We start from the raw sequence: 26431 nt of genomic DNA on the forward strand, positions 1-26431 counted from the left end.
CCGATGATAGTGCGGAGCTCCCGTGTGAAAGTAGGTAATCGTCAGGCTCCTCATGCTACAAACAAAAACCCCACCCCGCAAAGGTGGGGTTTTTGCGTTTGGGCCGGCGATGCAAAGCGTATAGCTTCGAACGAAGCGGTAGCGTTCGCCGCCACGGTTATCCGCGCGTCAGGAATCGCTCGGCCAGACGCACCCAATACGACGCCCCGATCGACAGTAAGTCATCGTTGAAATCGTAGCTGGCGTTATGCAGCATGCACGGCCCCGCGCCGTGCCCCTGCTCGCGATGTCCCCCGTCGCCATTACCCAGGAACGCATAGCATCCGGGCTTCTCGATGAGCATGAACGAGAAGTCCTCGGCCCCCATCGTCGGTTCGACGGCGCTATCGACCTTATCTTTTCCCACAACTTCCGCCATGACTTCCGCCGCGAATCTCGCCTCCTCGGGTGCATTGATCGTCGGTGGGTAGTTTCTGTGGAAGTGCAACTCCACTTCGCAGTCATAGGCGGCTGCCGTCGCTTCGACGATCTTGCGCATGCGCGATTCGATCAGATCGAGCGTCGCCACCGTGAAGGTGCGTACGGTCCCGCCGAGCCAGGCCTGATCGGGCGATACATTCGCCGCCTCCCCCGCGTGAATCTGCGTAATGGACAGGACCGCGGTATCGATCGGCTTCTTGTTTCGCGTGATGATGCTCTGAAGTCCGTTCGCAATCTGGATCGCGGTGAAGATCGGATCGTGCCCGTTGTGCGGCAAGGCCGCGTGCGAACCGGTTCCGCGAATCATGATGCGAAACTCGTTGCTGGAGGCCATGATCGGTCCTGCGGTCACGCCAAAATGACCGGCCGGAATACCGGGCCAGTTGTGAATGCCGAAAACGGCGTCGACTGGAAAGCGCTCGAAAAGACCGTCCTTGATCATGGCCTTTGCGCCCGCGCCCCCTTCTTCCGCAGGTTGAAAGATGAAAACGATCGTCCCGTCGAACTTGCCGTGCGCGGCCAGATGCTTCGCGGCGCCGAGCAGCATCGCGGTATGACCGTCGTGTCCGCAAGCATGCATGCGACCGTCGTTCATCGACTTGTGGCCGAACGTATTCAGTTCCTGTATGGGCAGCGCATCCATGTCCGCGCGCAGCCCGATCGATGCTTTGCCAGTTCCCCGTTTCAACACACCGACGACACCCGTCTTGCCCAATCCCCGATGCACCTCGATTCCCCATCGTTCGAGGTTCTCGGCCACGAGTTTCGCGGTGCCGACTTCCTCATAGCGCAATTCGGGATGAGCATGGATCGTTCGTCGGAGCGTTTTGATTTCGTCGTGTGATGCTTCGATTTCCGGGATCAGATTCATTTGAACCGCTCTCACGTTTGAATTCGGATCGCGCGGATTGACCGCGCGTGACGCATTCATTCTACGCCGCCACTATTTGCTGCACCGGACGGTCGATCTCATAGCGCCCGTAATAGAATCCGTCATCTGCCGCTTTTTGTTTCGATTTACCGGACTTTCTGATGAACGCTCCAGCCGAGTTTGCCCGAGCCGTATGCCCCCACGATTGCCCCGATACTTGCGCGATGCGCGTAACCGTCAAAGACGGCAAAGCAGTGAAGATCAGCGGCGATCCCGATCATCCGCCGACGCAGGGGGTGCTGTGCACGAAGGTCACTCGATATGCCGAACGCACGCATCACAAGGATCGATTGCTGACTCCGCTGCGTCGCGTCGGCAAAAAGGGCGAAGACCGATTCGAACCGATAAGCTGGGACGCAGCGTTACAACTCGCCGCCGAGCGCCTCGGACCGATTGCACGACGCGCGCCCGAAGCCATCGTGCCGTATAGCTATGCGGGCACGATGGGTCTGGTGCAAGGCGAGAGCATCGCCGCGCGGTTTTTCAACGTGCTCGGAGCGTCGCGACTCGAACGCACCATTTGTGCCGCGGCGGGAGCGGCGGGGCTGCGCTACACGTACGGCGCGAGCATCGGCATGCACGCAGAGTATTACGAAGAGAGCGAGCTGATCTTGATCTGGGGAGCGAACCCGATCGCCTCCAGCCTGCATTTCTGGACTCGCGCGCAGGAAGCCAAGCGACGTGGCGCGAAGCTCATCGCAATCGATCCCTACAAGTCGCTCACGGCGGAAAAGTGCCATCAACACATCGCGCTGCGCCCGGGGACGGATGCAGCGCTGGCACTCGGCATGATCGATGTTCTCGTCCGTGAGAATTTCATCGATCACGAGTACGTACGCGCGCACACGGTAGGCTTCGACGAGCTCGCGGCGCGCGCCGCGCAGTATCCGCCGTCACGCGTGGCGCAGATCTGTGGCATCGACGAGAACGTGGTCGTCGAACTTGCGCGAGCGTTCGGATCGACGAAAAAGGCCGCGATTCGGCTCAACTACGGCATGCAGCGCGTGCGCGGCGGCGGCAACGCGGTCCGGGCGATCGCCTCGCTGCCGTCACTGACAGGGGCGTGGCGCGAGCGCGCAGGCGGCTTGCTGCTGTCATCGTCCGGATGGGCGCCAATCGACGGCAGCGCGCTCGAGCGTCCCGACCTGCTGCCCGACTGGCCGTCGAAGACACCGCGCGCGATCAACATGAACGCGATCGGCGACGCGCTGCTGCATCCGGGCGACGAAACCTTCGGACCGAAAATCGAAGCGATGATCGTCTACAACTCGAACCCGGTCGCGGTCGCGCCCGACTCGGCAAAGGTCGAGGCGGGTTTCGCGCGCGAGGATCTGTTCACGATCGTGCTGGAGCATTTCCAGACAGATACCGCCGACTACGCCGACCTGATCCTCCCTGCGACCACGCAACTCGAACATCTCGATGTCCATAAGTCCTACGGACACACGCATGTGATGGCGAACCTGCCGGCGATTCAGCCGGTCGGCGAGGCGCGCCCGAACACAGAAATCTTCCGCGGCCTCGCGCGCGCGATGGGCCTCGTCGAACCGGCGCTTTTCGAAACCGACGAACAGATCGCATCGAAGGCATTCCGCTGGGACGACCGCACGCTGCACGGCCAGAGTTGGGACACGCTGAAGGCGTCCGGCTGGCTGGAACTGGATATCGCCGAGGCGCCGCTTGCCGAGGGTGCGTTCCGGACGCCGTCGGGCAAATGCGAGTTCTACAGCGAGCGTCTGAGAAGCGAGGGTCTCGATCCGCTGCCGGACTACCTGCCGCCGTACGAATCCGCGGATGGCTCGCCGGAACTGGCTGCACGCTATCCGCTCGCGATGATCTCTCCGCCCGCGCGCAACTTTCTGAACAGCAGTTTCGTGAACATCGAAAGCCTGCGTGCGGCGGAGCGCGAGCCGCATCTGGACATTCATCCCTTCGATGCGAAAACGCGCGGCATCGGCGACGGCGCGCAGGTGCGCATCTTCAACGATCGCGGTTCGATGCAGGCCCGCGCGCGCGTAACGGAGCGCGCACGCGAAGGGGTTGTCGTCGGTTTGTCGATCTGGTGGAAGAAACTCTCGCCGGACGGCTGCAACGCCAATCAGGTGACGAGCCAGGCATTGACCGATCTCGGGCGATCGGCGACGTTTTACGATTGTCTCGTCGAAGTGGAGCCGATGCATTGACGGGTTTTGCAAGAGCCGGCTCGAACGAGTCTGGTGCATGGCGTCTAACCCAGTTGTCGGAGACCTGCCGAAAAGCTAGGATCTCGTTTCCGCACGACCATTCTAAAATCATATAAAGGAGACGCCGTATGGAAAAACCCTGGCTGAAGTCTTACCCGGCCGGCGTGCCTGCGGAAATCGACGCATCCGCGTATCGGTCCGTTTCCGAATTGCTCGTGGACAGTTTCCGTGCGAACCGCGACCGCCGCGCGTTTGTCTGCATGGGCCAGTCGATCACCTACGCCGAGCTCGACGCGATGTCGAGAAAGCTGGCCGCGTGGTTCCAGAAGAGGGGCATGCAGCCCGGCGCGCGCGTCGCGCTGATGATGCCCAACGTCCTGCAATATCCGGTCGCGATCGCCGCTGTGCTGCGCGCCGGTTACATCGTCGTCAACGTCAATCCGCTGTACACGCCGCGCGAACTCGAGCATCAGCTCAAGGACTGCGCAGCGGAAGCGATCGTCATCCTGGAAAACTTCGCGGGCACGCTGCAGGCTGTCGTCAGGAATACGGCCATCAAGCATGTGGTCGTTGCGTCGATGGGCGATCTCATGGGTCTGAAGGGCCTGTTGGTCAACTTCGTGGTCCGGCGCGTGAAGAAGATGGTGCCGGAGTGGAACCTGCCCGGCAGCATCCGCTTCAACGACGCGCTCGATGAAGGCGCGCGCGGCACGCTCCAGCCTGTCACCCAAAACCCCGACGATGTCGCGTTCCTGCAGTACACCGGCGGCACGACGGGCATCGCCAAGGGCGCGACGCTCACGCATCGCAATGTGATCGCGAACACCTTGCAGTCCGAAGTGTGGCTTGACCCGGCTCGCAAGCGCCGCCCAGATATCGACCAGTTCGTTTGCGTGGTTGCGCTGCCGCTTTATCACATCTTCGCGCTGACCGTGTGCGGGATGCTGACCATCCGGACCGGTGGCCTCGGCGTGCTGATTCCGAATCCACGCGACATCGCCGGGACGATCAAGGAACTGAAGGGCATTCCCATCAACACGTTCCCGGCGGTCAACACGCTCTATAACGCGCTGTTGAATCATCCTGATTTCAGCAAACTCGACTTTTCCAAGCTCATCGCGGCGAACGGCGGCGGGATGGCGGTTCAGGAATCCGTAGCGAAGCGGTGGTTTGCGGCGACCGGCGTGCCGATCATCGAGGGATACGGCCTGTCCGAGACCTCGCCGTGCGTCACCTGCAACCCGGTGACGGCGACCGAATACACCGGCACGATCGGCTTGCCGCTTCCGTCGACCGAAGTCTCCATCCGCGACGACGACAACAACGAAGTGCCGCTCGGCCAGTCCGGCGAAATCTGTATTCGCGGTCCGCAGGTGATGGCAGGCTACTGGAATCGTCCAGATGAAACGGCGAAGGTAATGACCGCCGACGGCTTTTTCCGCTCGGGCGACATCGGCGTGCTGGATGACCGCGGTTACGTGAAGATCGTCGATCGCAAGAAGGACATGATTCTCGTGTCGGGCTTCAACGTGTATCCGAACGAGATCGAGGACGTCGTCGCGATGTTGCCGGGCGTGTTCGAAGTCGCGGCGGTCGGCGTGAAGGACCAGACTTCGGGCGAAGCCGTCAAGCTTTTCATCGTACGCAAGGATTTGAGCCTGACCGAAGCCGATGTCATGGCCTACTGCAAGGAGCGGCTCACCGGCTACAAGCGTCCGCGCATGATCGAGTTTCGCAACGATCTGCCGAAGAGCAATGTCGGCAAGATCCTGCGGCGGGAATTGCGCGACGGGCGCGCGTAGCGTTCGCTTCGCCCGCATCGGGAAAAGCCTTCATGTCGTGAGACACGAAGGCTTTTTTGTTGGTCCCGCGCGACGCGGTTTCCCCGGCCAGAACGAAAAAAAGGCGCCCGGAGGCGCCTTTCAGGGAATACCGCTTTGTTACGATCTTATTAGAACTTGTGACGGATGCCGACCACAGCAGCAACCTGGTTCGACGTCGACGACGGCGACAGGCCGTTGATGTTCGCAACAGCCGAACGGTTCGTCGAGTCCGTGCCGGTCGCGTGCTGGTACACGCCGTCGATGTACACGTCCGTGCGCTTCGACAGGAAGTAGTCCGCGCCGAGCATGGCTTGGTGATACTTGGCGTCGCCCAGGCCGTAACCCTTCGTGTAGTCATACGCCACGCCCAGCAGCAGCGCCGGGGTCAGCTGATACTTGAAGTTGATTTCGGCGTTGTGGAACTTGCCCGTGCCGCCCGTGAAGCCGCCCGTCGGGGTCAGGCCGGTGCCCGGCTCCGAACCCAGATCCTTGAACTGCGTGTTGCTATACGTTGCGCCGACGGTCGCCGCGCCGAACGTGTATGCACCGCCAGCCGAGATCACTTGTTGCGTCTTCGCCGAAGCGTAGCCCGAGTACACGCGGCTGCCGGCCATGTTCGAGCCCGTCGTGCTCGACGACGGCGTGTTGCCGAAGAACGAGTAGTTCGGATCCTTGACGTTCAGGTAGCCGGCGCCCAACTGCAGGGGACCTTGCGAGTAGCCGAGACCAACCGACCAGATCTGGTTGCGGTTGAACTGGCCGGCGTTGCCGCCGAGGCTGTACAGGCCGCCGAACGTGAAGCCCGCGTAGTTCGCGCTCGTGAACTTGACCGCGTTGTTCACGCGATTCGAGTTGTTCATGTTGTCGAGGTCGCCCGGGTGCGCGCCGAAGTACGATGCCCACTGGCTACCGACTTCGAATGCGCCGGTGTAGTCAACCACGGAGTCGTACTGGCGACCGAGGGTGACCGTGCCGAATTGCGCCGTCGACAGACCGACATACGCTTGACGGCCGAACTCAGCGCCGCCTTGGCCCAGACGGCCATTGAACACGTTGAAGCCGTTTTCCAAAACGAAGATGGCCTTCAGACCGCCACCCAGATCTTCCGTGCCGCGCAGGCCCCAACGGCTGCCCTGCAGGTTGCCGCTGTTCATTGCATACAGCTTCTGGCCGCTGCTGTTGTTGTTATAGACAAAGCCAGCGTCGATGATGCCGTACAGCGTCACGCTGCTCTGCGCATGTGCGGCGCCTGCGAAAGTGCCCAATGCGGCGAGAGCGAGAAGCGACTTTTTCATTGAATAGATCTCCAGGGAGTGTTTGCGACTGTTTGGCAAGGTCACTGTTCTAGCGCCAGTGTGTTGACGGTCCCTGCCGGGCTTCTTAACGAAGTTGCCACGTAATGTAACAAAGAGCCTTTGATGGACAAAGGAAAAGGGGGCGGTCCGCCCAACGCATGTGACATTTACGCAACAGGCGCTAAAATGTTGGTTTTGCAGGATTTTTGCGACCCGTGTTTGCCCTAGTTACTAAAAAGGACTCCGTCGAAGGGCTGTTTTCCGTCCCTTTGGTCAGGTTCACGAGGGGGTGTTCGAGCGAGCCGACGCAGCCATCGACGCTCGGAGATGTGCGCTAAAATCCGCGTTTTCCGCCAAACGCCCGTACGGTTTGCAGACCGCGACGCGCCGGCGACCAAGATGAGAGGTGACAACATGACGCTCGATGAAGTCATCAGCGAGTTCGATCGAGGATTGCGGTCCATGACAGGCGTGAGCCGCATGTCGCGCCCCATTCCCGAAGCGACGATGTCCGGTGCGCAGGACGACGTCCTCTCCGACGAATCGCAACTCACCGAGAAAGAGCGCGCTCATTCGGCGGGCCTGATGCGCGTGAACCACGTCGGCGAAGTTTGCGCACAGGCTCTTTATCAGGCGCAAAAGCTCGCCACGCAGTCGCCCGAACTCAAGGCGAGCTTCGAGCAGGCGGCTCGCGAAGAGGAAGACCATCTCGCGTGGACATCGAAACGGCTTCAGGACCTGGAATCGCGGCCGAGTTTGCTGAACCCGCTCTGGTATGCGGGCTCGCTCGCGATCGGTTTCGTCGCGGGACGCTTCGGCGATCGCGCGAGCCTTGGCTTCATGGCCGAAACCGAGCGCCAGGTCGAGCAACACCTCGACGGTCACATGAAGACCTTGCCCGCGAACGATCACGCTTCTCGCGCGATCGTCGAGCAAATGCGTCTCGACGAAAGCGCGCATGCCGCTGCCGCGATCGGCGCGGGTGGGAGCGAAGTGCCTTTTCCGGTCCGCGCGTTGATGCGCGCAGCTTCGAAAGTCATGACCCGCACGGCGTATTACATATAGTGCGATGAACGTCCCGGCCGATCCGCACATGGTCGGCCGAGACCCCCGCGGCCGCATCCCACCTGTGGCCCACAAATCGGCCGTAAAGACCGTTACATTTCCCTCATTTTGACAGCTGATTTCACGTACTACCTTCACATCCGCCACTAGCTCTCTAATTCATAACGGTTTTCTCTTTTCGCGTCACTTCAAGCTCCTACGCTAAGTCCTTGTTCTAGCAAATAAAAATCGCTCGAAAAAAAGGTGCGCGTCTTGACCGAGGAAATACCTTCCTCTAAAGTGGGAGACAGTGTGAGAAAGTGGTCTTTTGTGTGATTCAGAGCCCATTTTCGAGCAAATCTGAGTGGGACGGACGTCACGGTGGGCGTCTGAAACGGGGAGAGGGCGAGTGTTCCAGGGGGCGTCGGCGCTGACGCTCGATGCGAAAGGACGGATGTCCATTCCGTCGCGCTATCGGGATGCGCTGCAAGGGCAGGCAGAAGGCCGGGTGACGCTCACAAAGAGCCCGGATGGATGCCTGTTGCTCTTTCCTCGTCCGGAGTGGGAAGTCTTTCGCGCGAAGGTCGCCGCGCTTCCGATGGAAGCCATGTGGTGGCGGCGCATCTTTCTCGGTAATGCAATGGATGTCGAACTCGACGGCAACGGGCGCGTGCTGGTCTCGCCCGAATTGCGCTCGGCCGCGTCGCTGGAAAAAGACGTGACGCTGCTCGGCATGGGCGCGCACTTCGAGTTGTGGGATTCGCAGACTTACGCGGCGAACGAAGCCGCGGCGATGGCGCAGGGCATGCCCGACGCGCTGAAGAACTTCACTTTCTGATGCGGCGCTGAAAAACATGGCGAAGTCGTCGGGAAATGAACTGCAGCATCGCACGGTGCTGCTGAAGGAAGCGGTGGACGGACTGATCACCCGCACGGACGGCATCTATATAGATGGCACGTTCGGACGCGGTGGTCATAGCCGGGCGATCTTGCAGCGGCTGGGAGAAGCGGGGCAGCTCATCGCCTTCGACAAGGATCCTCTCGCGATCGCCACGGCGCAACAGATTCAGGACGCGCGTTTTTCGATCGTGCATGACAGTTTCGCGGTGTTGCGCGACGCGGCGGCCGAGCGTGGGGTAGGGCGGGTGTCGGGCGTATTGCTCGACCTTGGCGTGTCGTCGCCGCAGGTGGACGACCCGGAGCGCGGCTTCAGCTTCCGCGCGCAAGGTCCGCTCGACATGAGGATGGACCCGACTCGCGGCGAGTCGGCAGCCGAGTGGCTCGCACGAGCCACGGTGCAGGAAATCACGGAGGTCATCAGAGATTATGGGGAAGAACGGTTTGCTTTTCAGATTGCAAAGGCGCTTGTTGCTCGCCGGGCAGAGTCCGACCGTCTTGGGCCTCTCGACAGCACGGGCGAGCTTGCCGAAATCGTGGGTCACGTCGTCAAAACCCGTGAAAAGGGCAAGGACCCGGCAACTCGCACCTTTCAGGCTATACGGATTCACGTCAATCAAGAGCTTGCGGAGCTGCAGGTAGTACTCGAATCGGCATTGGCATTGTTGGAGCAAGGGGGGCGGCTGGTCGTGATCAGCTTTCATTCACTCGAAGACCGGATCGTCAAGCGGTTCATGCAGGCGCACGCGAGCGCGCCAGCGGTGGATCGTCGCTTGCCGATCCGTGCGGTCGATCTTCCCAGCCCGCCGATGCGGGTGGTCGGCCGCGTGTTTCCGAGCGAAGCCGAAGTCGCCGACAACCCGCGCGCCCGGTCCGCGGTGATGCGTATCGCCGAGCGGATCGTGCCATGAACCGTCTCAATATCTTCCTGCTGATCGTCGTGCTCGGATGCGCGCTGTCGGTCGTCAGCTCCACCAATCAGCAACGGGAAATCTTCATCGAGTTGCAGCGGGCGCAATCGCAGGAGCGCCAGCTTCAGCAGGATTACGCGCAGTTGCAATACCAGCAGAGCGCGCTGTCGAAGACATCGCGTATCGAGCAGTTGGCCACTAACTCACTGAAGATGCAGCCCGTGACGACCGGCCGCACGCAATACCTCACTTACGACACGGCGACCAACAAGGCCGCCGACGCACCCATGCCGCCGCCGCTGCCGGCGTCGGCGCCGCCTGCACGCGGAGCCAAGCGATGAAAAAGTCCGCGAAGCAGAAAGACATCGCTCACGTACCGAACCCGCTCCTCGCCGTGCGCTTGCCCATGTGGCGCTCGAAGTTCGTCGTGTTCCTGCTATTCATGGCGTTTGTGGCGCTTGCCGCCCGCGCGTTCTGGATTCAGGGTCCGGGCAACGCCTTTTTCAAGAAGCAGGGCGAGAGCCGCTATCAGCGCACGCTCGAACTGCCGGCGACGCGCGGGCAGATCCGCGACCGCAACGGCCTCGTGCTCGCGACGAGCCTGCCGGTGAAGGCCATCTGGGCGATTCCCGAAGCCGTGCCGAACGATCTCGGCGCGGAAAAGTTCGCGCAGCTGTCGAAGTTGCTCGAGATGCCGGAAAAAGAGTTGCGCGCGAAGCTGTCGATGGACAAGACCTTCGTGTACGTGAAGCGCCAGGTGCCGCTCGAAGTCGCGCAGAAAGTCGCCGCGCTCGACGTTCCCGGCATTTATTCGCGCGGCGAATACAAGCGCTTCTATCCGGAAGGCGAAATCACCGCGCATCTGATCGGCTTTACTAATATTGAAGACAAGGGACAGGAAGGCGTCGAACTCGGCGATCAGCACGTCCTCGCCGGTACGCCGGGCATGCGGCGCGTCATCAAGGACCGCATGGGCCATATCGTCGAGGACGTCGACGAACAGGTCGTGCCGCACAACGGTGCGGATGTCGAACTCTCGATCGACAGCAAGATTCAGTACATCGCGTACACGAACCTGAAAGCCGCCGTCGAGAAGTCGAAGGCGAAGGCGGGCGCGGCGATCGTGATCGACACCAAGACGGGCGAAGTGCTCGCGCTCGTCAACTATCCCACGTACAACCCGAACGACCGCTCGCGCATGACCGGCGAGCAGTTGCGCAACCGCATTCTCACGGACACGTTCGAGCCGGGCTCGATCATGAAGCCGTTCACCGTTTCGCTCGCGCTCGATCTGCATCGCGTGACGCCGAACACGCTCGTGGAAACGGGCGGCGGCGTGTTCGTGCTCGACGGCGCGCGCATCACGGACGATTCCGGTTTCGGCACGCTCACTGTCGGCGGCGTGATTCAGAAGTCGAGCAATATCGGCGCGACCAAAATTGCGATGCAATTGCGTCCTGAAGAAATGTGGAACATGTACACGGGTCTCGGGCTCGGTCAGGCACCGAAGGTCGGTTTTCCGGGCGCAGTGACCGGCCGTTTGCGCCCGTGGAAAAGCTGGCGGCGCATCGAGCAGGCGACGATGTCATACGGCTACGGCCTGTCCGCCTCGCTGTTTCAGCTTGCGCGCGCGTACACGGCCATCGCGCACGACGGCGAGGTCATGCCGGTGTCGATTTTCCGCACGCCGGGCGATCAGCCCGTCATCGGCCAGCAGATTTTTTCGCCGACCACCGCGCGTCAAGTGCGCGCGATGCTCGAAACCGTCACGGCGAAGGGCGGCACGTCGCCGGATGCGGCGGTGCCGGGCTATCGCGTCGGCGGCAAGTCGGGTACGGCGTATAAGCACGGGGGCCACGGCTACGACAAGTCGAAGTACCGCGCATCGTTCGTCGGCATGGCGCCGATGCCGAATCCGCGCATCGTCGTGGCGGTTTCGGTCGACGAACCGACGGTCGGCAGCCACTTCGGCGGCCAGGTGTCGGGTCCGGTGTTCTCGGGCATCGTCGGCGATACGCTGCGCGCGCTCAACGTGCCGCCCGACATGCCGGTCAAGCAGATGGTCGTCACGGACGATTCGAATTCCGCAGCACAACCGGCCGCGCAGCAGCCGGCAAACCTGAACAACGCGAACGCCGCGAAGAAAGTCGCGGTGTCGAGCAATATGAAGACGCACCCGGGAGTCGTGCGATGAGCGCGCAAGCCCGACAGACCAAGATGCAGAAGGACGTTTCACATGCCGTTCAATGGCTGCGCGCGCGCGCGCAGCCCGAGGCGCACTTGCACGCCGACACGCGCTCGCTCAAAAGCGGCGACGTGTTCCTCGCCTATGCGGTCGACGGCGCGGACAACCGTCCGTATCTCGACGCCGCGCTGGCCGCCGGCGCGGCCGCTGCGCTGTATCAGCCGGAGAACTTCGCGGGCAAGCCGGACGCGTCGAAGGCGCTCGCCGTGAAGGCGCTCAACGAACTCGCCGGTCCGATCGCGTCCGCGTGGTACGGCGAGCCGACCGCGTCGATGCTGACCGTCGGCGTGACGGGCACGAACGGCAAGACCTCGTGCAGCCAGTGGATCGCCACGGCGCTGAGCGCGCTCGGCCGTCCGTGCGCGATTGTCGGCACGCTCGGCATCGGCATGCCGGGCAAGCTCGTGCATAGCGGCTTCACCACGCCTGACGCGCCGCAGCTTCAACGCAATCTCGCGCAACTGAAGACGCAGGGCGCGGAAGGCGTTGCGATGGAAGTGTCGTCGCACGCGCTGCATCAGGGGCGCGTGAACGGCGTCGATTTCGACATCGCCATCTTCACGAATCTCACGCAGGATCATCTCGACTACCACGGCACTTTCGACGCGTATGAGGCGGCGAAGGCGCGTCTGTTCGCGTGGCCGTCGCTCAAGACGGCGATCGTCAATCGCGACGATGCGGCCGGCCAGCGCCTGATCGAATCGCTGCGCGGCAAGGTGCGCACGATTGCGTACGGTGTCGACATGCCCGTCGACGCCGCGCCGCGCGCCGACGCAATGCTGCTCGCGACGCAGGTCCGCGCGACGGCAACGGGCACCGCGTTTCATCTGTCGTCCGACTGGGGCGAAGCCGATGTCGAAGTCGGCACGCTCGGTACGTTCAACGTAAGCAATCTGCTTTCGGTGCTCGGCGTGCTGCTCGAAGTCGGCGTGCCGTTCGCGGCCGCGATCACGCGCATCGAAAAGCTCGAATCGGTGAACGGCCGCATGGAGCGTCTCGGCGGCCGCGTTCAGAGCGACGAACCGCTCGTCGTGATCGACTATGCGCACACTCCCGACGCGCTCGACAAAACCCTCACCGCGCTGCGCCCGATCGCGGCGGCGCGTGGCGGCGAGCTCGTCTGCATGTTCGGTTGCGGCGGTGACCGCGATTCGACCAAGCGTCCGCTGATGGGCGAAATCGCCGAACGCCTCGCAGATCAGGTCGTCATCACGAGCGACAACCCGCGCAGCGAAGACCCGCAAGCCATCATCGACCAGATCGCCGCCGGCATGAACGACGCCGCGAAAGCGCGCCGTATCGAGGACCGCGCGAGCGCGATCCTGCAGGCGATCCGCTCGGCCGCGCGCGAGGACGTCGTCGTGCTCGCGGGCAAGGGGCACGAAGCCACGCAGGAAATCATGGGCAAGAAGCGCGCGTTCTCGGATCAGGATCACGCGCGCCTCGCGCTGGCCGCACGCGCCACACAACAGCGCGGAGGCGGCGAATGACGATGTTCACGTTGCGCGAAGCCGCCGCGATGATTCCCGGCGCAATTCTGAAGGGCGATGACGACGTGGCCATCGAGCGCGTCGTCACGGACAGCCGTGGCGTTCAGGCCGGTGACCTGTTCGTCGCGGTGAAGGGCGATCGCTTCGATGCGCATGATTTCCTTGATCAGGTGGCGAAGAGCGGCGCGTCCGCGGCGCTCGTGTCACGCGACCCGAGCAACGCTGATGCCTGGCCACTTCCTGTCATCAAGGTAAAGGACACGCGTGCCGCGCTCGGTGCGCTGGCGCACGGCTGGCGCGAGCGCTTCACGATGCCGCTCGTCGCCGTGACGGGCAGCAACGGCAAGACGACCGTCAAGGAAATGATCGCGTCGATCTTCGCCGCCGCGGTCGGCGAGGAAGCGCGTCTTGCGACCGCTGGCAACTTCAACAACGACATCGGCTTGCCGCTCACGCTGTTCCGTCTGAACGCGTCGCACAAGCTCGCGGTGGTCGAGCTCGGCATGAACCATCCGGGCGAAACGGAAGTGCTCGGCAAGATCGCCGCGCCGGATGTCGCCGTCGTCAACAACGCGCAGCGCGAGCATCAGGAGTTCATGGCGACGGTCGAAGCGGTCGCGCTCGAACACGCGTCGGTGATTCACGCGCTGGGCGAATCGGGCACCGCCGTGTTCCCCGCCGACGATCAGTACGCCGTCTTCTGGCGCACCGCCGCGACGGACAACGCGATCATCGACTTCGCATTGACGGACGACGCAACGAAAGCGGCTGTTACCGGCACGCTCGACGGCACGACGGTCCATATGCGCACGCCGCAAGGCGCGCTCGACGTCGCGCTGAACGTGCTCGGCGAACACAACGCGCGCAACGCGATGGCCGCCACCGCGGCCGCGCTCGCCGCGGGCGTTTCGCTCGACACGATCAAGCGCGGACTCGAAGCATTCCAGCCGGTGAAGGGCCGCCTGCAGGTGAAACGCGCGGTGCTCGGCGCGCTGAACGGCGCGACCGTCATCGACGATACGTACAACTCGAATCCCGATTCGATGCGCGCTGCCATCGACGTGCTCGCATCGCAAGCTTCACCCCGCGTGCTCGTGATGGGCGACATGGGCGAAGTCGGCGAGGAAGGCCCGGCGTTTCATCGCGAAGTCGGTGCGTATGCGGCCGAACGCGGCATCGATGCGCTTTACGCGCTCGGTGCTTCGAGTGGCGATTCGGTGAACGCATTCAACGCGCGCGCATCGAAGCAGACCGCACGGCATTTCGGCGACGTCGCCGAACTGATCGCAGCACTCGAACACGCAGGCTACGGCAACAAGGCCACGTATCTCGCGAAAGGCTCGCGCTTCATGAAGATGGAGCGCGTGGTGGACGCCCTGACGAGTCCACAACAACCCGCTGCGGGCAACGCGCCCGCCGCACATTGATTCACTGAAAGAGAAGGACCAGCATGCTACTCGCACTCGCGCAATGGCTTCAGAATGACGCCAGCTTCATGCGCGTGTTTACCTACATCACGTTCCGCGCCGTGGGAGCCACGGCGACGGCGCTTCTGATCGGACTCGTCTGCGGCCCGTGGGTCATTCGCAAGCTGTCGGCGCTCAAGGTCGGCCAGGCCGTGCGCAAGGACGGCCCGCAGACGCACCTCGTCAAATCCGGCACCCCGACCATGGGCGGCGTGCTGATTCTCATCGGCATCGCGGTATCCACGCTGTTGTGGGCGGATCTCACGAATCGCTTCGTGTGGATCGTGATGCTCGTCACCTTCGGCTTCGGCGTGATCGGCTGGGTGGACGACTATCGCAAGGTCGTGCACAAGGACCCGCGCGGCATGTCCTCGCGCGAGAAGTATTTCTGGCAATCGGTCATCGGCATCTTCGCGGCGGTGTATCTCGCGTTCTCCGTGTCCGAAGCGAACAACGCGCGCGTCTTCGACCTCTTCATGGCGTGGGTGCGCAGCGGCCTGTCGATGGGCCTGCCCGCGCGCGCCGATTTGATGCTGCCGTTCCTCAAGTCGATCACCTATCCGCTCGGCGTGTGGGGCTTCATCGCGATGACGTATTTCGTGATCGTCGGTTCGAGCAACGCGGTGAATCTCACCGATGGCCTCGACGGTCTCGTCATCATGCCCGTGGTGCTCGTGGGCGCGTCGCTCGGCGCGTTCGCGTACGTGATGGGCAGCTCGGTCTATTCGAAGTATCTGCTGTTCCCGCACATTCCCGGCGCGGGCGAGCTTTTGATCTTTTGTTCCGCAATGGGCGGCGCCGGGCTCGCGTTTCTCTGGTACAACACGCACCCCGCGCAGGTCTTCATGGGCGATGTCGGCGCGCTCGCGCTCGGCGGCGCGCTCGGCACGATCGCGGTGATCGTCCGTCAGGAGATCGTGCTGTTCATCATGGGCGGGATCTTCGTCGCGGAAACGCTCTCCGTGATGCTGCAGGTCTTCTGGTTCAAGTTCACGAAGCGGCGCTACGGCGAAGGCCGCCGTTTCTTCAAGATGGCGCCGCTGCATCACCATTACGAGCTGTCCGGCTGGACCGAGACGCAAGTGGTGGTGCGCTTCTGGATCATCACGTTGATGTTGTGCCTGTTCGGTTTGTCGACGCTCAAGTTGCGTTGATCCTTTTGTGTTTTCGCGGTTTTTCGGGCTTTTGGGAAAGGTAAAGAGATGTTTGGCGAGAAGTTTGTCGGTCGGCAAAGTCCGATGGTGCTCGTGCTTGGACTCGGTGAATCCGGTCTGGCGATGGCGCGCTGGTGCGCCAGGCACGGTTGCCGCCTGAAGATCGCCGACACGCGCGAAACGCCGCCCAATCTTTCCGAACTCGCGATTCACAAGATCGACGCCGATTTCGTCGGCGGCGCGTTCACGCCTGCATTGCTCGATGGCGGCATCGAACTCGTCGCGATCAGCCCGGGTCTTTCGCCGCTTGCGCCGGACCTCGCGCCCTTGATCGCCGCGGCGAACGAACGCGGCATTCCCGTGTGGGGCGAACTCGAACTCTTCGCGCAGGCGCTCGCCGGACTCGGCGTGAACGGCTATGCGCCGAAGGTCATCGCCATCACGGGCACGAACGGCAAGACCACGACGACCGCGCTTACCGGCCTTTTGTGCGAACGCGCGGGCAAGTCGGTCGCGGTCGCGGGCAACATCAGCCCGGCCATGCTCGACAAGCTCACCGAAGCCATCGATCAGACCGCTTTGCCCGATGTATGGGTGCTCGAACTGTCGAGCTTCCAGCTGGAGACCGCGCATACCTTCGCACCCGATGCCGCCGCGGTGCTCAACATCACGCAGGATCATCTCGACTGGCACGGCGGCCTCGACGCGTACGCCGCCGCGAAGGGCCGCATCTTCGGCCCGCGCACCACGCGCGTGCTGAATCGCGACGACGCCCGCACGATGGCGCTCGCGAAGAACATCGCGCAGGACCGCGTCGTGACGTTCGGGCTGAACGAGCCGTGTCACGTCGGCGATTACGGTCTGCTGCGTGACAACGGCATGGCGTGGCTGGCCGTCGGCGTCGACCAGGACGCAGCCGATGAACCCGCGCCGTCGCGTCGCCGCAAGCAGGACATCAGTGAGCCGAACGTCGTCTCGAAGCGGCTGATGCCCGTCGACGCGCTGCGTATCCGCGGCCTTCACAACGCGGCGAACGCGCTCGCCGCGCTCGCGCTGACGCGCGCGATCGACCTGCCGCTCGCCGCCTTGCTGCACGGTTTGCGTGAATATCGCGGCGAGCCGCATCGCGTGGAAGTGATCGCGCAGATCGACGGCGTCGATTACGTCGACGACAGCAAGGGCACCAACGTCGGTGCGACGGTCGCCGCGCTCGACGGTCTCGCGCAACGCATCGTGCTGATCGCCGGCGGCGACGGCAAGGGCCAGGACTTTTCGCCGCTGGAAGCGCCCGTCGCACGCTGGGCGCGCGCGGTCATGCTGATCGGCCGCGATGCGCCGCGCATCCGCGAAACGCTCGCATCGACGGGCGTCGCGCTCGAAGATCACGCGACGCTCGAAGCCGCGACGAACGCCGCCGCGCGCATCGCCGAAGCCGGCGACGCCGTCCTGCTGTCGCCCGCGTGCGCGAGCCTCGACATGTTCAAAAACTATGCACATCGCGCTGAGGTATTTCGCAGCGCGGTCGAAGAAATTGCCGCCGCGCGGGGAGTGATGCTATGAGCTGGTCGGAACGCTTCGGATCGAAACTCAGCGGCCAGCGCAACGCGATGCCGAGCGACTCGCTCGCGGGCCGTTCGGATTCCGGTACGCGCGGCGGCATTTCGAGCGCGGTGAACGGCGTGCGTCCCGCGCGCTCGCGCATGCTCGACTACGATTATTCGCTACTGTGGGTGATGATCTCGCTGCTCGGACTCGGCATCGTGATGGTGTACTCGGCGTCGATCGCCATGCCCGATTCGCCCAAGTACGCGAGCTACCGCGACTATCACTTCCTCGTGCGCCATCTGATCTCGATCACGACGGCGCTCGTCGGCGCGATCATCGCGTTCAAGATTCCGATCAAGACGTGGGAAAAATACGCGCCGAAGTTTTTTCTGATCGCACTGGTGTTGCTCGTCATCGTTCTGATTCCGCACGTCGGCAAAGGCGTGAACGGCGCGCGCCGCTGGATTCCGCTCGGCATCTCCAACATGCAGCCGTCGGAAATCATGAAGCTCGCGGTGACGATCTACGCCGCGAACTACACCGTGCGCAAGCAGGAATTCATGCACAGCTTCGGCAAGGGCTTTCTGCCGATGGCCGTCGCGGTCGGCGCGGTCGGCGCGCTGCTGCTGCTCGAACCGGACATGGGCGCGTTCATGGTGATCGCCGCGATCGCGATGGGCGTGCTGTTTCTCGGCGGCGTGAACGGCAAGCTGTTCGGCGGCCTCGTCGCTACGGCGGTCGGCACGTTCGCGCTGCTCGTGTGGGCGTCGCCGTGGCGCCGTGAGCGGATCTTCGCGTATCTCGATCCTTGGGACGACCGCTACGCGCAAGGCAAGGCCTATCAATTGACGCACTCGCTGATCGCGTTCGGGCGTGGCGAGTGGTTCGGCGTCGGGCTTGGAGGCAGTGTCGAGAAGCTCAACTATCTGCCGGAAGCGCATACCGACTTCATACTCGCGGTGATCGGCGAGGAGCTCGGTTTCGTCGGCGTGATCTGCGTGATTCTGCTGTTCTACTGGATCGTGCGCCGCGCGTTCGAGATCGGCCGTCAGGCGCTCGCGCTCGACCGCACGTTCGCCGGTCTGATGGCGAAGGGCGTCGGCATCTGGTTCGGCGCGCAGACATTCATCAACATGGGCGTGAACCTCGGTCTTCTGCCGACAAAGGGTCTCACGTTGCCGCTCGTCAGCTACGGCGGCTCCGGTATTTTGCTGAACTGCGTCGCGCTGGCTGTGTTGCTGCGCGTCGATTACGAGAATCGTGTGCTGATGCGCGGAGGAAAGGTATGACCGCGCAAAGCAACCGCACGCTGATGGTCATGGCGGGAGGCACCGGGGGCCACGTGTTCCCGGGGCTCGCGGTCGCGCACTGGATGCAGGCGCATGGCTGGCGCGTGGTATGGCTCGGCAACGCGAGCGGCATGGAAGCGACGCTCGTGCCGAAGCACGGTATTCCGATGGAATACGTGCGCTTCGGCGGCGTGCGCGGCAAGGGTATCAAGACCAAGCTGATGCTGCCGGTCAATCTGTTGCGCGCGTGTTCGCAGAGCCTTGCGGCGCTGCGCCGCGTGAAGCCGGACGTCGTGCTCGGCATGGGCGGCTACATCACGTTTCCGGCGGGCATCATGACGAAGCTCGCGGGCTGCCCGCTCGTGCTGCACGAACAAAATTCGATCGCCGGACTCGCGAACAAGATGCTCGCGCATCTCGCGAAGCGCGTGCTGGTGGCGTTCCCCAATGCTCTGCCGAATGCCGAATGGACCGGTAATCCGATCCGTGCGGAACTAACGGGCGCATTGCCACCCAAAGAACGCTACGCCGCGCGTTCCGGACGCCTGCACGTGCTCGTCGTTGGCGGCAGTCTCGGTGCGGCGGCATTGAACGAAACCGTGCCGAAGGCGCTCGCGATGCTCTCGCCGGACGAGCGTCCGCGCATCGTGCATCAGGCGGGCGCGAAGCATATCGAGGCACTGGAAGCGAACTATGCGGCAGCGGGTTTCGCGCGGGGCGTTGACCTGCAACTCGTGCCGTTCATCGAGGACATGGCGAGCGCGTATGCATCGGCGGATCTCGTCATCTGCCGCTCGGGCGCGATGACCGTTTCGGAGATCGCGGCGGTCGGCGTGGCAGCGCTCTTCGTGCCGTTCCCGTTCGCCGTCGACGATCACCAGACGACCAACGGCGCATTTCTCGCAAAGAACGGCGCGGCTGAATTGATACAACAACGCGATTTGTCGGCGCAAAAGCTCGCCGACTGGTTACGCGCACAGACGCGCGACACGCTCGCCGGGATGGCCGAGCGCTCGCGCGCATTGGCAAAACCGGATGCGACCGAAAGGGTCGCGAGCGTTTGCGCCGACGTGGCCGGCGCGCGTGTGAACGCGCAAGCTCGGGAGGCACACTGAACATGAAACATATCGTCAAGCATATTCATTTCGTCGGGATCGGCGGCGCGGGCATGAGCGGCATCGCCGAAGTGCTGCTCAATCTCGGCTATCACGTGAGCGGCTCGGATCTCTCGAACGGCGCGGTCACGGAGCGCTTGCGTGCGCTCGGCGCGCGTGTCGAGATCGGCCATCACGAGCAGAACATCGAAGGCGCGAATGCGGTCGTCGTGTCGACGGCCGTGCGCGCGGACAATCCCGAAGTGCTCGCCGCGCGCCATCGCCGCGTGCCGATCGTGCCGCGCGCCGTGATGCTCGCGGAGTTGATGCGTCTGAAGCAGGGCATCGCGATCGCCGGCACGCACGGCAAGACCACGACGACTTCGCTCGTCGCGAGCGTGCTCGCGGCGGGCGGGCTCGATCCGACCTTCGTGATCGGCGGGCGCCTGAACAGCGCGGGCGCGAACGCGCGGCTCGGCACGGGCGATTTCATCGTCGCGGAAGCGGATGAATCGGACGCGTCGTTCCTCAATCTGTTCCCGGTGATCGAAGTCATCACGAACATCGACGCCGATCACATGGACACCTACGGCCACGACTTCGCGCGGCTGAAGCAGGCGTTCATCGAATTCACGCATCGGCTGCCGTTCTATGGCATCGCCGTGCTGTGCGTCGACGATCCGAACGTGCGCGAGATCCTGCCGTTCGTGTCGAAGCCGATCATCCGTTACGGACTCGGGGCCGAAGCGCAGGTGCGCGCGGTCAACGTCGAGGCGCGCGATGGCCGCATGCATTTCACGACCTTGCGCGAAGACGCGCCGTCGCTCGACATCGTGCTGAACCTTCCGGGCACGCACAACGTGCAGAACGCGCTCGCGGCGATTGCGATCGCGACTGAACTCGAAGTTGCCGATGCCGACATCCAGCGTGCGCTCGCCGAATTCAACGGCGTGGGCCGGCGCTTCCAGCGTTACGGCGAAGTGAGCGCGAGTGACGGCGCAGGCGCGTACACGCTGATCGACGACTACGGCCATCACCCGGTGGAAATGGCCGCGACGATCGCGGCGGCGCGCGGCGCGTTTCCCGGCCGGCGTCTCGTGCTCGCGTTCCAGCCGCATCGCTATACGCGCACGCGCGACTGCTTCGAGGATTTCGTGCGAGTGCTGTCGACGGTCGATGCACTCGTGCTCACCGATGTCTACGCCGCAGGCGAAGCGCCCATCGTCGCGGCGGACGGCCGCGCGCTCGCGCGTGCGATTCGCGTCGCGGGCAAGGTCGAGCCGGTGTTCGTCGACACGGTGGATGAAGTGCCCGACGCGGTCACGACGATCGCGCGCAACGGCGACGTGGTGATCACGATGGGCGCTGGTTCCATCGGCGGCGTGTGCGGAAAGCTGGCGAATGTGGCCAACGGCCAGAACTGAAATGACAGACGTAACGAGCAATCAAGTGAATCAAATCGATCCGGCCGTGTTCGGCAAAGTCGCGGTGCTGCTCGGTGGTAACTCCGCCGAGCGCGAGGTCTCGCTCAATTCGGGACGGCTCGTGCTCGAAGGTCTGCGCGACGCGGGCATCGACGCGCATCCGTTCGATCCGGCGCGGCATCCGCTTTCGGATCTGAAGGCCGAAGGTTTCGTGCGCGCGTTCATCGCGCTGCATGGCGGTTACGGCGAGAACGGGCAACTGCAAGGCGCGCTCGACTTCTACGGCATTCGTTACACCGGCAGCGGCGTGCTCGGCTCGGCGCTCGGCATGGACAAGCTGCGCACCAAGCTCGTGTGGCAGCAGACCGGCATTCCGACGCCACCGTTCGAGACCGTTTTCCGCGGCGAAGACTATGCGGCGCGCGCGCAGGAGATCATCGCGAAGCTCGGCCTGCCGCTCTTCGTGAAGCCGGCGAGCGAAGGTTCGAGCGTCGCGGTCATCAAGGTGAAGAGCGCGGAAACGCTCGTGCCGGCGCTCGCGGAAGCGGCGAACTTCGACAAGATCGTGATCGTCGAGAAGAGCATCGAGGGCGGCGGCGAGTTCACGTGCTGCATCGCGGGCGATCTCGACTTGCCGGTCATCAAGATCGTGCCGGCGGGCGAGTTCTACGACTATCACGCGAAGTACGTCGCCGACGACACGCAGTACCTGATTCCGTGCGGCCTGACGGACGCCGAGGAAGCGCGCATGAAGGCGCTGACCAAGCGCGCGTTCGAGATTCTCGGCTGCACCGACTGGGGCCGCGCCGACTTCATGCTCGATGTGGACGGCAACCCGTACTTCCTCGAAGTGAACACGGCGCCGGGCATGACGGATCACTCGCTGCCGCCGAAGGCCGCGCGCGCGGTCGGCATCAGCTACAAGGATCTCGTCGTGAAGGTGCTGTCGCTCACGCTGAAGAATTAGGTCGATCACACACAGGACACGAAGCAGCGAAACCATGTGGAACAACGTTCGCCAACTCAACCTCGCCGCCAACGCGCTGCACATCGTGCTCGTGCTGCTGCTTCTGGGCGCCGCGGGTTACTGGGCGATCCAGCGTCCCGAGTTTCGCCTGCGCCAGATTCAGATCGACGGCGACACCACGCACGTCAGTTCGCCGGTCGTGCGCGCGAGCGTGGTCGGTCACCTGAAGGGCAACTTCTTCACCGTCGATCTGGATGCCGCGCGCGCGGCGTTCGAGCAGGTGCCGTGGGTGCGTCATGCAAGCGTGCGCCGCGTGTGGCCGAACGCGCTCGCGGTGACGCTGGAAGAGTACAAGCCGCTCGGCACGTGGGGCAACGATCAACTGGTGAGCGTCGACGGCGATCTCTTCACGGCGAATCAGGGCGAGCTCGACGACGATCTGCCCGCGTTCGACGGCCCCGAAGGCACGGCGAAGGAAGTGGTCGCGCGGTACCGCGATTTCCAGAAGTGGTTCGCGCCGCTCGATGCGCAGCCCGAGGAAGTGACGCTGTCGCCGCGTTTCGCGTGGACGGTCAAGCTCTCGAACGGCACGCAGATCGAACTGGGCCGCGAGCGCAACCAGGACACGCTGAATGAGCGCTGCAAGCGTTTCGTCGCTTCGTGGACGTCCGTTACGGGACGATGGGGGAAGGACATCGAATATGCAGATTTGCGTTACCCGAACGGCTTCGCGATACGCGCGGCTGGCATGCGCTTCATCAACGACACCGACAAGGCCAAGAAGTAAGCAGACATCACAGGCAATGAGCACGCTATGAGCAAAGACTACAAAGACCTGCTGGTTTCCCTCGACATCGGAACGTCGAAGGTGGTCGCGATCGTCGCCGAACTGAAGGGCGAAGGCCACTACGAGGTGATCGGACTCGGTCAGAGCGACTCGAAGGGGTTGAAGAAGGGCGTCGTGGTCAATATCGAGGCCACGGTGCAATCCATCCAGCGCGCGCTGGAAGAAGCCGAGCTGATGGCGGATTGCAAGATCACCAACGTCTTCACCGGCATCGCGGGCAGCCATATCCGCAGCTTCAATTCGAGCGGCATGGTCGCGATCAAGGACAAGGAGGTCACGCAGGCGGACGTCGCGCGCGTGATCGAAACGGCCAAGGCGATCAATATCCCGACCGATCAGCAGGTGCTGCACATCCTGACGCAGGAATTCATCATCGATGGTCAGGAAGACGTGCGCGAGCCGATCGGCATGAGCGGCATCCGCCTCGAAGTGAAGGTGCACATCGTGACGGGCGCGGTGAGCGCGGCGCAGAACATCGTGAAGTGCGTGCGCCGCTGCGGCCTCGAAGTGAACGACCTGATTCTGCAACCGCTGGCGTCGTCGCTCGCGGTGCTGACCGAGGACGAGAAGGAACTCGGCGTGGTGCTCGTCGATATCGGCGGCGGCACGACCGACATCGCCATCTTCAGCGAAGGCGCGATCCGCCATACGGCGGTGATCCCGATCGCGGGCGACCAGATCACGAGCGACGTCGCGATGGCGCTGCGCACGCCGACGCCCGACGCGGAAGACATCAAGGTGAGCTACGGCATCGCCAAGCAGGCGCTCGCTGATCCGGACGAAATGATCGAAGTGCCGGGGCTCGGCGAACGCGGCCCGCGCACGCTGTCGCGTCAGGCGCTGGCGGCGGTGGTGGAGCCGCGCGTCGAGGAGCTGTTCTCGCTGGTGCAGCAGGTCGTGCGCGAGTCGGGCTACGAAGAGCTGCTGTCGAGCGGCGTCGTGCTGACCGGCGGCGCGGCGATGATGCCCGGCATGGTCGAGCTCGGCGAAGACATCTTCTTGAAGCCGGTGCGCATCGGCGTGCCGGAGTACGCGGGCGGTCTCGCGGACGTCGTGCGCAATCCGCGCTACTCGACGGCGATGGGCCTGCTCGCCGAAGGACGCTCGCAACGCATGCGCGGCCGCAAGGTCGCGGTGCAAAACGGTTCGATGGGACAAGTGTTTTCGAGGATGAAGGACTGGTTCCTCGGAAACTTTTAAGCAACAAGCAACAAAAAGAATTACGCGCCGGTACCGGCGGCTGGTGCGCGACGAAAGGTTGCCCGATCTTTCATCGAATAACGCCGATCTTCATTCTTGACGGAGGCAACATGGATTTCGAAATGCTGGAAACGGAAACCAACGGAACGATCATCAAGGTCGTGGGCGTTGGTGGTGCTGGCGGCAACGCGGTTCAGCACATGATCACGCGCGGCGTGCAGGGTGTCGACTTCATCGTGATGAACACCGACGCGCAGGCGCTCGCCCGTTCGCGCGCGCCGACGGTGCTGCAACTGGGCATGACGGGTCTCGGCGCGGGCGCGAAACCGGAGAAGGGCAAGGAATCGGCGGAAGACGCGCGCGAACGTATCGCCGATGCACTGCGCGGCGCGCACATGGTGTTCATCACCGCGGGCATGGGCGGCGGCACGGGCACGGGCGCGGCGCCGGTGGTCGCGCAGATCGCCAAGGAAATGGGCATTCTGACCGTCGGCGTGGTGAGCAAGCCGTTCGAGTTCGAAGGTGGCCGCCGCATGCGCGTGGCGGAAGCAGGCTCGCAGCAACTGGAGGATCACGTCGACTCGCTGATCGTCGTGCTCAACGACAAGCTGTTCGAGGTGATGGGCGATGACGCCGAGATGGACAAGTGCTTCCAGTGCGCGGACGACGTGCTGAACAACGCTGTGGCCGGGATCGCGGAAATCATCAACGTCGATGGCCTCGTGAACGTCGACTTCGAAGACGTGAAGACGGTGATGGGCGAGCAGGGCAAGGCGATGATGGGCACGGCGACGGTCGCCGGCGTCGATCGCGCGCGCCTCGCTGCAGAACAGGCGGTCGCGAGCCCGCTGCTGGAAGGCGTGGATCTGTCGGGTGCGCGCGGCGTGCTGGTGAACATCACGTCGAGCCGTTCGCTGCGTCTGTCGGAAACGCGTGAAGTGATGAACACCATCAAGAGCTACGCGGCCGACGATGCAACCGTGATCTTCGGCGCCGTGTACGACGACGCGATGGGCGACGCACTGCGCGTGACGGTGGTGGCAACGGGTTTGGGCCGCGCGGCGAAGAAGCAGCAGCAAGCGCCGATGACCCTGCTGCGCACGGGCACCGACAACCAGCCGATCGCGCACGGCCATCAGCCTTCGCACAATACGTACGGTGCGCAGCACGGCCAGTCGACGACGGATTACGGTCAGCTCGACACCCCGGCTGTGTGGCGTTCGACCCGCGAAACCGCGGCATCGCACGTGCAGGCGCTGCAGGAAAAGGGCGTCGATACGTATGACATTCCGGCGTTCCTGCGCAAGCAGGCGGACTGAGCGAAGCGCAGTTTATTTGCTGCTTGCAGCACACCGCGTGCACGCGCTGAACGTTTTGCGCGGATGATGAAGGTTTCGCGTGGGGCGACTGTCCAAGGCCGCGTCCTGATTCGAAATGGACGCCGGGCCGTGGCCAGCCGACCTCCACGAATCTGCTCCTGACGTCGAGGGAGGCAGAGTGAAGCCGACATGACCGCAAAAAGGCGTCGGCGCGGTTGCGGGACGATGCAATCGCGAGGATGTCGCGAGCACTGATCAGGGAAGGACCGAGCATGATCAAAGTAGGTGAAGCGTTGCCCGATACGCGCCTTTTCGAGTTCATCGACGAGGCGACCGAGGGCTGTGCCGTGGGACCGAATGCGTTCCAGGTGCGCGAGCGGTGCGCCGGCAAGCGCGTGGTGATCTTCGGATTGCCGGGCGCGTTCACGCCGACGTGCTCCGCCAGACACGTGCCCGGCTACATCGATGCGGCGGCGGACCTGTCCGCTGCGGGCATCGATGAAGTCTGGTGCGTTTCCGTCAACGACGCGTTCGTGATGAGCGCGTGGGGACGCGATCTTCAAGCCTCGGGCAAGGTGAAGATGATCGCGGACGGCAGTGCGCGTTTCACTCAGGCACTCGGACTGGATCAGGATTTGTCCGAGCGTGGCATGGGAATCCGTTCCCAGCGCTACGCGATGGTGGTCGACGACGGCGTGGTCAAGACGCTGTCTGTGGAAGCGCCCGGCAAGTTCGAAGTCAGCGACGCTCAAAGCATCCTGGCGACGTTGCGCTGATTGCAGCGGCGTCGCGTTGCCCGCGCGCAACGCTTCAGACGCCCTCGCAAT

At 63.4% G+C, this 26431-nt stretch carries 21 protein-coding genes; 19 read left to right on the forward strand and 2 right to left on the reverse strand.

Annotated features, from left to right (window positions below):
- Positions 1-157 precede the first annotated feature (157 nt).
- Positions 158-1351, reverse strand: a complete 1194-nt coding sequence (locus AWB80_RS26775) for a M20 aminoacylase family protein (protein ID WP_061177793.1) — start codon at positions 1349-1351, stop codon at positions 158-160.
- Positions 1352-1512: 161 nt separating this feature from the next.
- On the opposite strand from AWB80_RS26775, the gene AWB80_RS26780 reads away from it, so the two are divergent.
- The gene (locus AWB80_RS26780) at positions 1513-3594 is read left to right on the forward strand and encodes a molybdopterin-containing oxidoreductase family protein (RefSeq protein WP_061177700.1); all 2082 of its coding nucleotides are present in this window, start codon (positions 1513-1515) and stop codon (positions 3592-3594) included.
- A gap of 128 nt (positions 3595-3722) precedes the next feature.
- Complete coding sequence (locus AWB80_RS26785; RefSeq protein ID WP_061177701.1) at positions 3723-5396, forward strand: long-chain fatty acid--CoA ligase; 1674 nt, start codon at positions 3723-3725, stop codon at positions 5394-5396.
- 149 nt (positions 5397-5545) lie between these two features.
- On the opposite strand, the gene AWB80_RS26790 is transcribed toward AWB80_RS26785, so the two are convergent.
- Entirely contained in the window at positions 5546-6712 is a 1167-nt protein-coding gene (locus tag AWB80_RS26790; protein ID WP_061177702.1) for a porin, read from the reverse strand.
- A gap of 414 nt (positions 6713-7126) precedes the next feature.
- Here AWB80_RS26790 and coq7 point away from each other — a divergent pair, with 414 nt between their 5' ends.
- From coq7 to AWB80_RS26875, 17 genes are all read left to right on the forward strand, one after another.
- A complete protein-coding gene (coq7, locus tag AWB80_RS26795; RefSeq protein ID WP_061177794.1) occupies positions 7127-7777 on the forward strand; it encodes a 2-polyprenyl-3-methyl-6-methoxy-1,4-benzoquinone monooxygenase in 651 nt (216 codons plus the stop codon).
- 388 nt (positions 7778-8165) lie between these two features.
- The gene (gene mraZ / locus AWB80_RS26800) at positions 8166-8594 is read left to right on the forward strand and encodes a division/cell wall cluster transcriptional repressor MraZ (RefSeq protein ID WP_061177703.1); all 429 of its coding nucleotides are present in this window, start codon (positions 8166-8168) and stop codon (positions 8592-8594) included.
- A 16-nt stretch (positions 8595-8610) separates the two neighbouring features.
- Complete coding sequence (gene rsmH / locus AWB80_RS26805; protein ID WP_061177704.1) at positions 8611-9564, forward strand: 16S rRNA (cytosine(1402)-N(4))-methyltransferase RsmH; 954 nt, start codon at positions 8611-8613, stop codon at positions 9562-9564.
- Positions 9561-9905 carry a cell division protein FtsL gene (gene ftsL / locus AWB80_RS26810; protein ID WP_061177705.1) on the forward strand — a complete coding sequence of 115 codons (345 nt, stop codon included), beginning with the start codon at positions 9561-9563 and terminating at the stop codon, positions 9903-9905. Before rsmH ends, ftsL begins: the two co-directional genes overlap by 4 nt.
- The gene (locus AWB80_RS26815) at positions 9902-11758 is read left to right on the forward strand and encodes a peptidoglycan D,D-transpeptidase FtsI family protein (RefSeq protein WP_061177706.1); all 1857 of its coding nucleotides are present in this window, start codon (positions 9902-9904) and stop codon (positions 11756-11758) included. The genes ftsL and AWB80_RS26815 overlap by 4 nt, the downstream gene beginning before the upstream one ends.
- Positions 11755-13299 carry a UDP-N-acetylmuramoyl-L-alanyl-D-glutamate--2,6-diaminopimelate ligase gene (locus AWB80_RS26820; RefSeq protein WP_061177707.1) on the forward strand — a complete coding sequence of 515 codons (1545 nt, stop codon included), beginning with the start codon at positions 11755-11757 and terminating at the stop codon, positions 13297-13299. The genes AWB80_RS26815 and AWB80_RS26820 overlap by 4 nt, the downstream gene beginning before the upstream one ends.
- On the forward strand, positions 13296-14726 hold the full coding sequence (locus tag AWB80_RS26825) for a UDP-N-acetylmuramoyl-tripeptide--D-alanyl-D-alanine ligase (RefSeq protein WP_061177708.1): 1431 nt from the start codon (positions 13296-13298) through the stop codon (positions 14724-14726). The genes AWB80_RS26820 and AWB80_RS26825 overlap by 4 nt, the downstream gene beginning before the upstream one ends.
- A gap of 23 nt (positions 14727-14749) precedes the next feature.
- Positions 14750-15919 (forward strand): phospho-N-acetylmuramoyl-pentapeptide-transferase, encoded by a 1170-nt coding sequence (gene mraY / locus AWB80_RS26830; RefSeq protein ID WP_061177709.1) that lies wholly within the window; start codon positions 14750-14752, stop codon positions 15917-15919.
- 48 nt (positions 15920-15967) lie between these two features.
- A complete protein-coding gene (murD, locus tag AWB80_RS26835) occupies positions 15968-17479 on the forward strand; it encodes a UDP-N-acetylmuramoyl-L-alanine--D-glutamate ligase (protein WP_061177710.1) in 1512 nt (503 codons plus the stop codon).
- Positions 17476-18753, forward strand: coding sequence for a putative lipid II flippase FtsW (gene ftsW, locus AWB80_RS26840; RefSeq protein WP_061177711.1), 1278 nt, complete (start codon positions 17476-17478; stop codon positions 18751-18753). Before murD ends, ftsW begins: the two co-directional genes overlap by 4 nt.
- On the forward strand, positions 18750-19868 hold the full coding sequence (gene murG, locus AWB80_RS26845; protein ID WP_061177712.1) for an undecaprenyldiphospho-muramoylpentapeptide beta-N-acetylglucosaminyltransferase: 1119 nt from the start codon (positions 18750-18752) through the stop codon (positions 19866-19868). Before ftsW ends, murG begins: the two co-directional genes overlap by 4 nt.
- Positions 19869-19870: 2 nt before the next feature.
- Entirely contained in the window at positions 19871-21271 is a 1401-nt protein-coding gene (gene murC, locus AWB80_RS26850; RefSeq protein WP_061177713.1) for a UDP-N-acetylmuramate--L-alanine ligase, read from the forward strand.
- A 25-nt stretch (positions 21272-21296) separates the two neighbouring features.
- Positions 21297-22238: a D-alanine--D-alanine ligase gene (locus AWB80_RS26855; RefSeq protein ID WP_061177714.1), complete on the forward strand. Its 942-nt coding sequence runs from the start codon at positions 21297-21299 to the stop codon at positions 22236-22238.
- Between the two features lie 34 nt (positions 22239-22272).
- Positions 22273-23025: a cell division protein FtsQ/DivIB gene (locus tag AWB80_RS26860; protein WP_061177715.1), complete on the forward strand. Its 753-nt coding sequence runs from the start codon at positions 22273-22275 to the stop codon at positions 23023-23025.
- A 27-nt stretch (positions 23026-23052) separates the two neighbouring features.
- A complete protein-coding gene (gene ftsA / locus AWB80_RS26865) occupies positions 23053-24285 on the forward strand; it encodes a cell division protein FtsA (protein WP_008342980.1) in 1233 nt (410 codons plus the stop codon).
- Positions 24286-24395: 110 nt separating this feature from the next.
- Positions 24396-25604 (forward strand): cell division protein FtsZ, encoded by a 1209-nt coding sequence (ftsZ, locus tag AWB80_RS26870; RefSeq protein WP_061177716.1) that lies wholly within the window; start codon positions 24396-24398, stop codon positions 25602-25604.
- 272 nt (positions 25605-25876) lie between these two features.
- Positions 25877-26380 carry a peroxiredoxin gene (locus AWB80_RS26875; RefSeq protein ID WP_061177795.1) on the forward strand — a complete coding sequence of 168 codons (504 nt, stop codon included), beginning with the start codon at positions 25877-25879 and terminating at the stop codon, positions 26378-26380.
- The last annotated feature ends 51 nt before the right edge of the window (positions 26381-26431 follow it).

The sequence above is a fragment of the Caballeronia pedi genome (assembly GCF_001544915.2).
GTDB lineage: Bacteria > Pseudomonadota > Gammaproteobacteria > Burkholderiales > Burkholderiaceae > Caballeronia > Caballeronia pedi.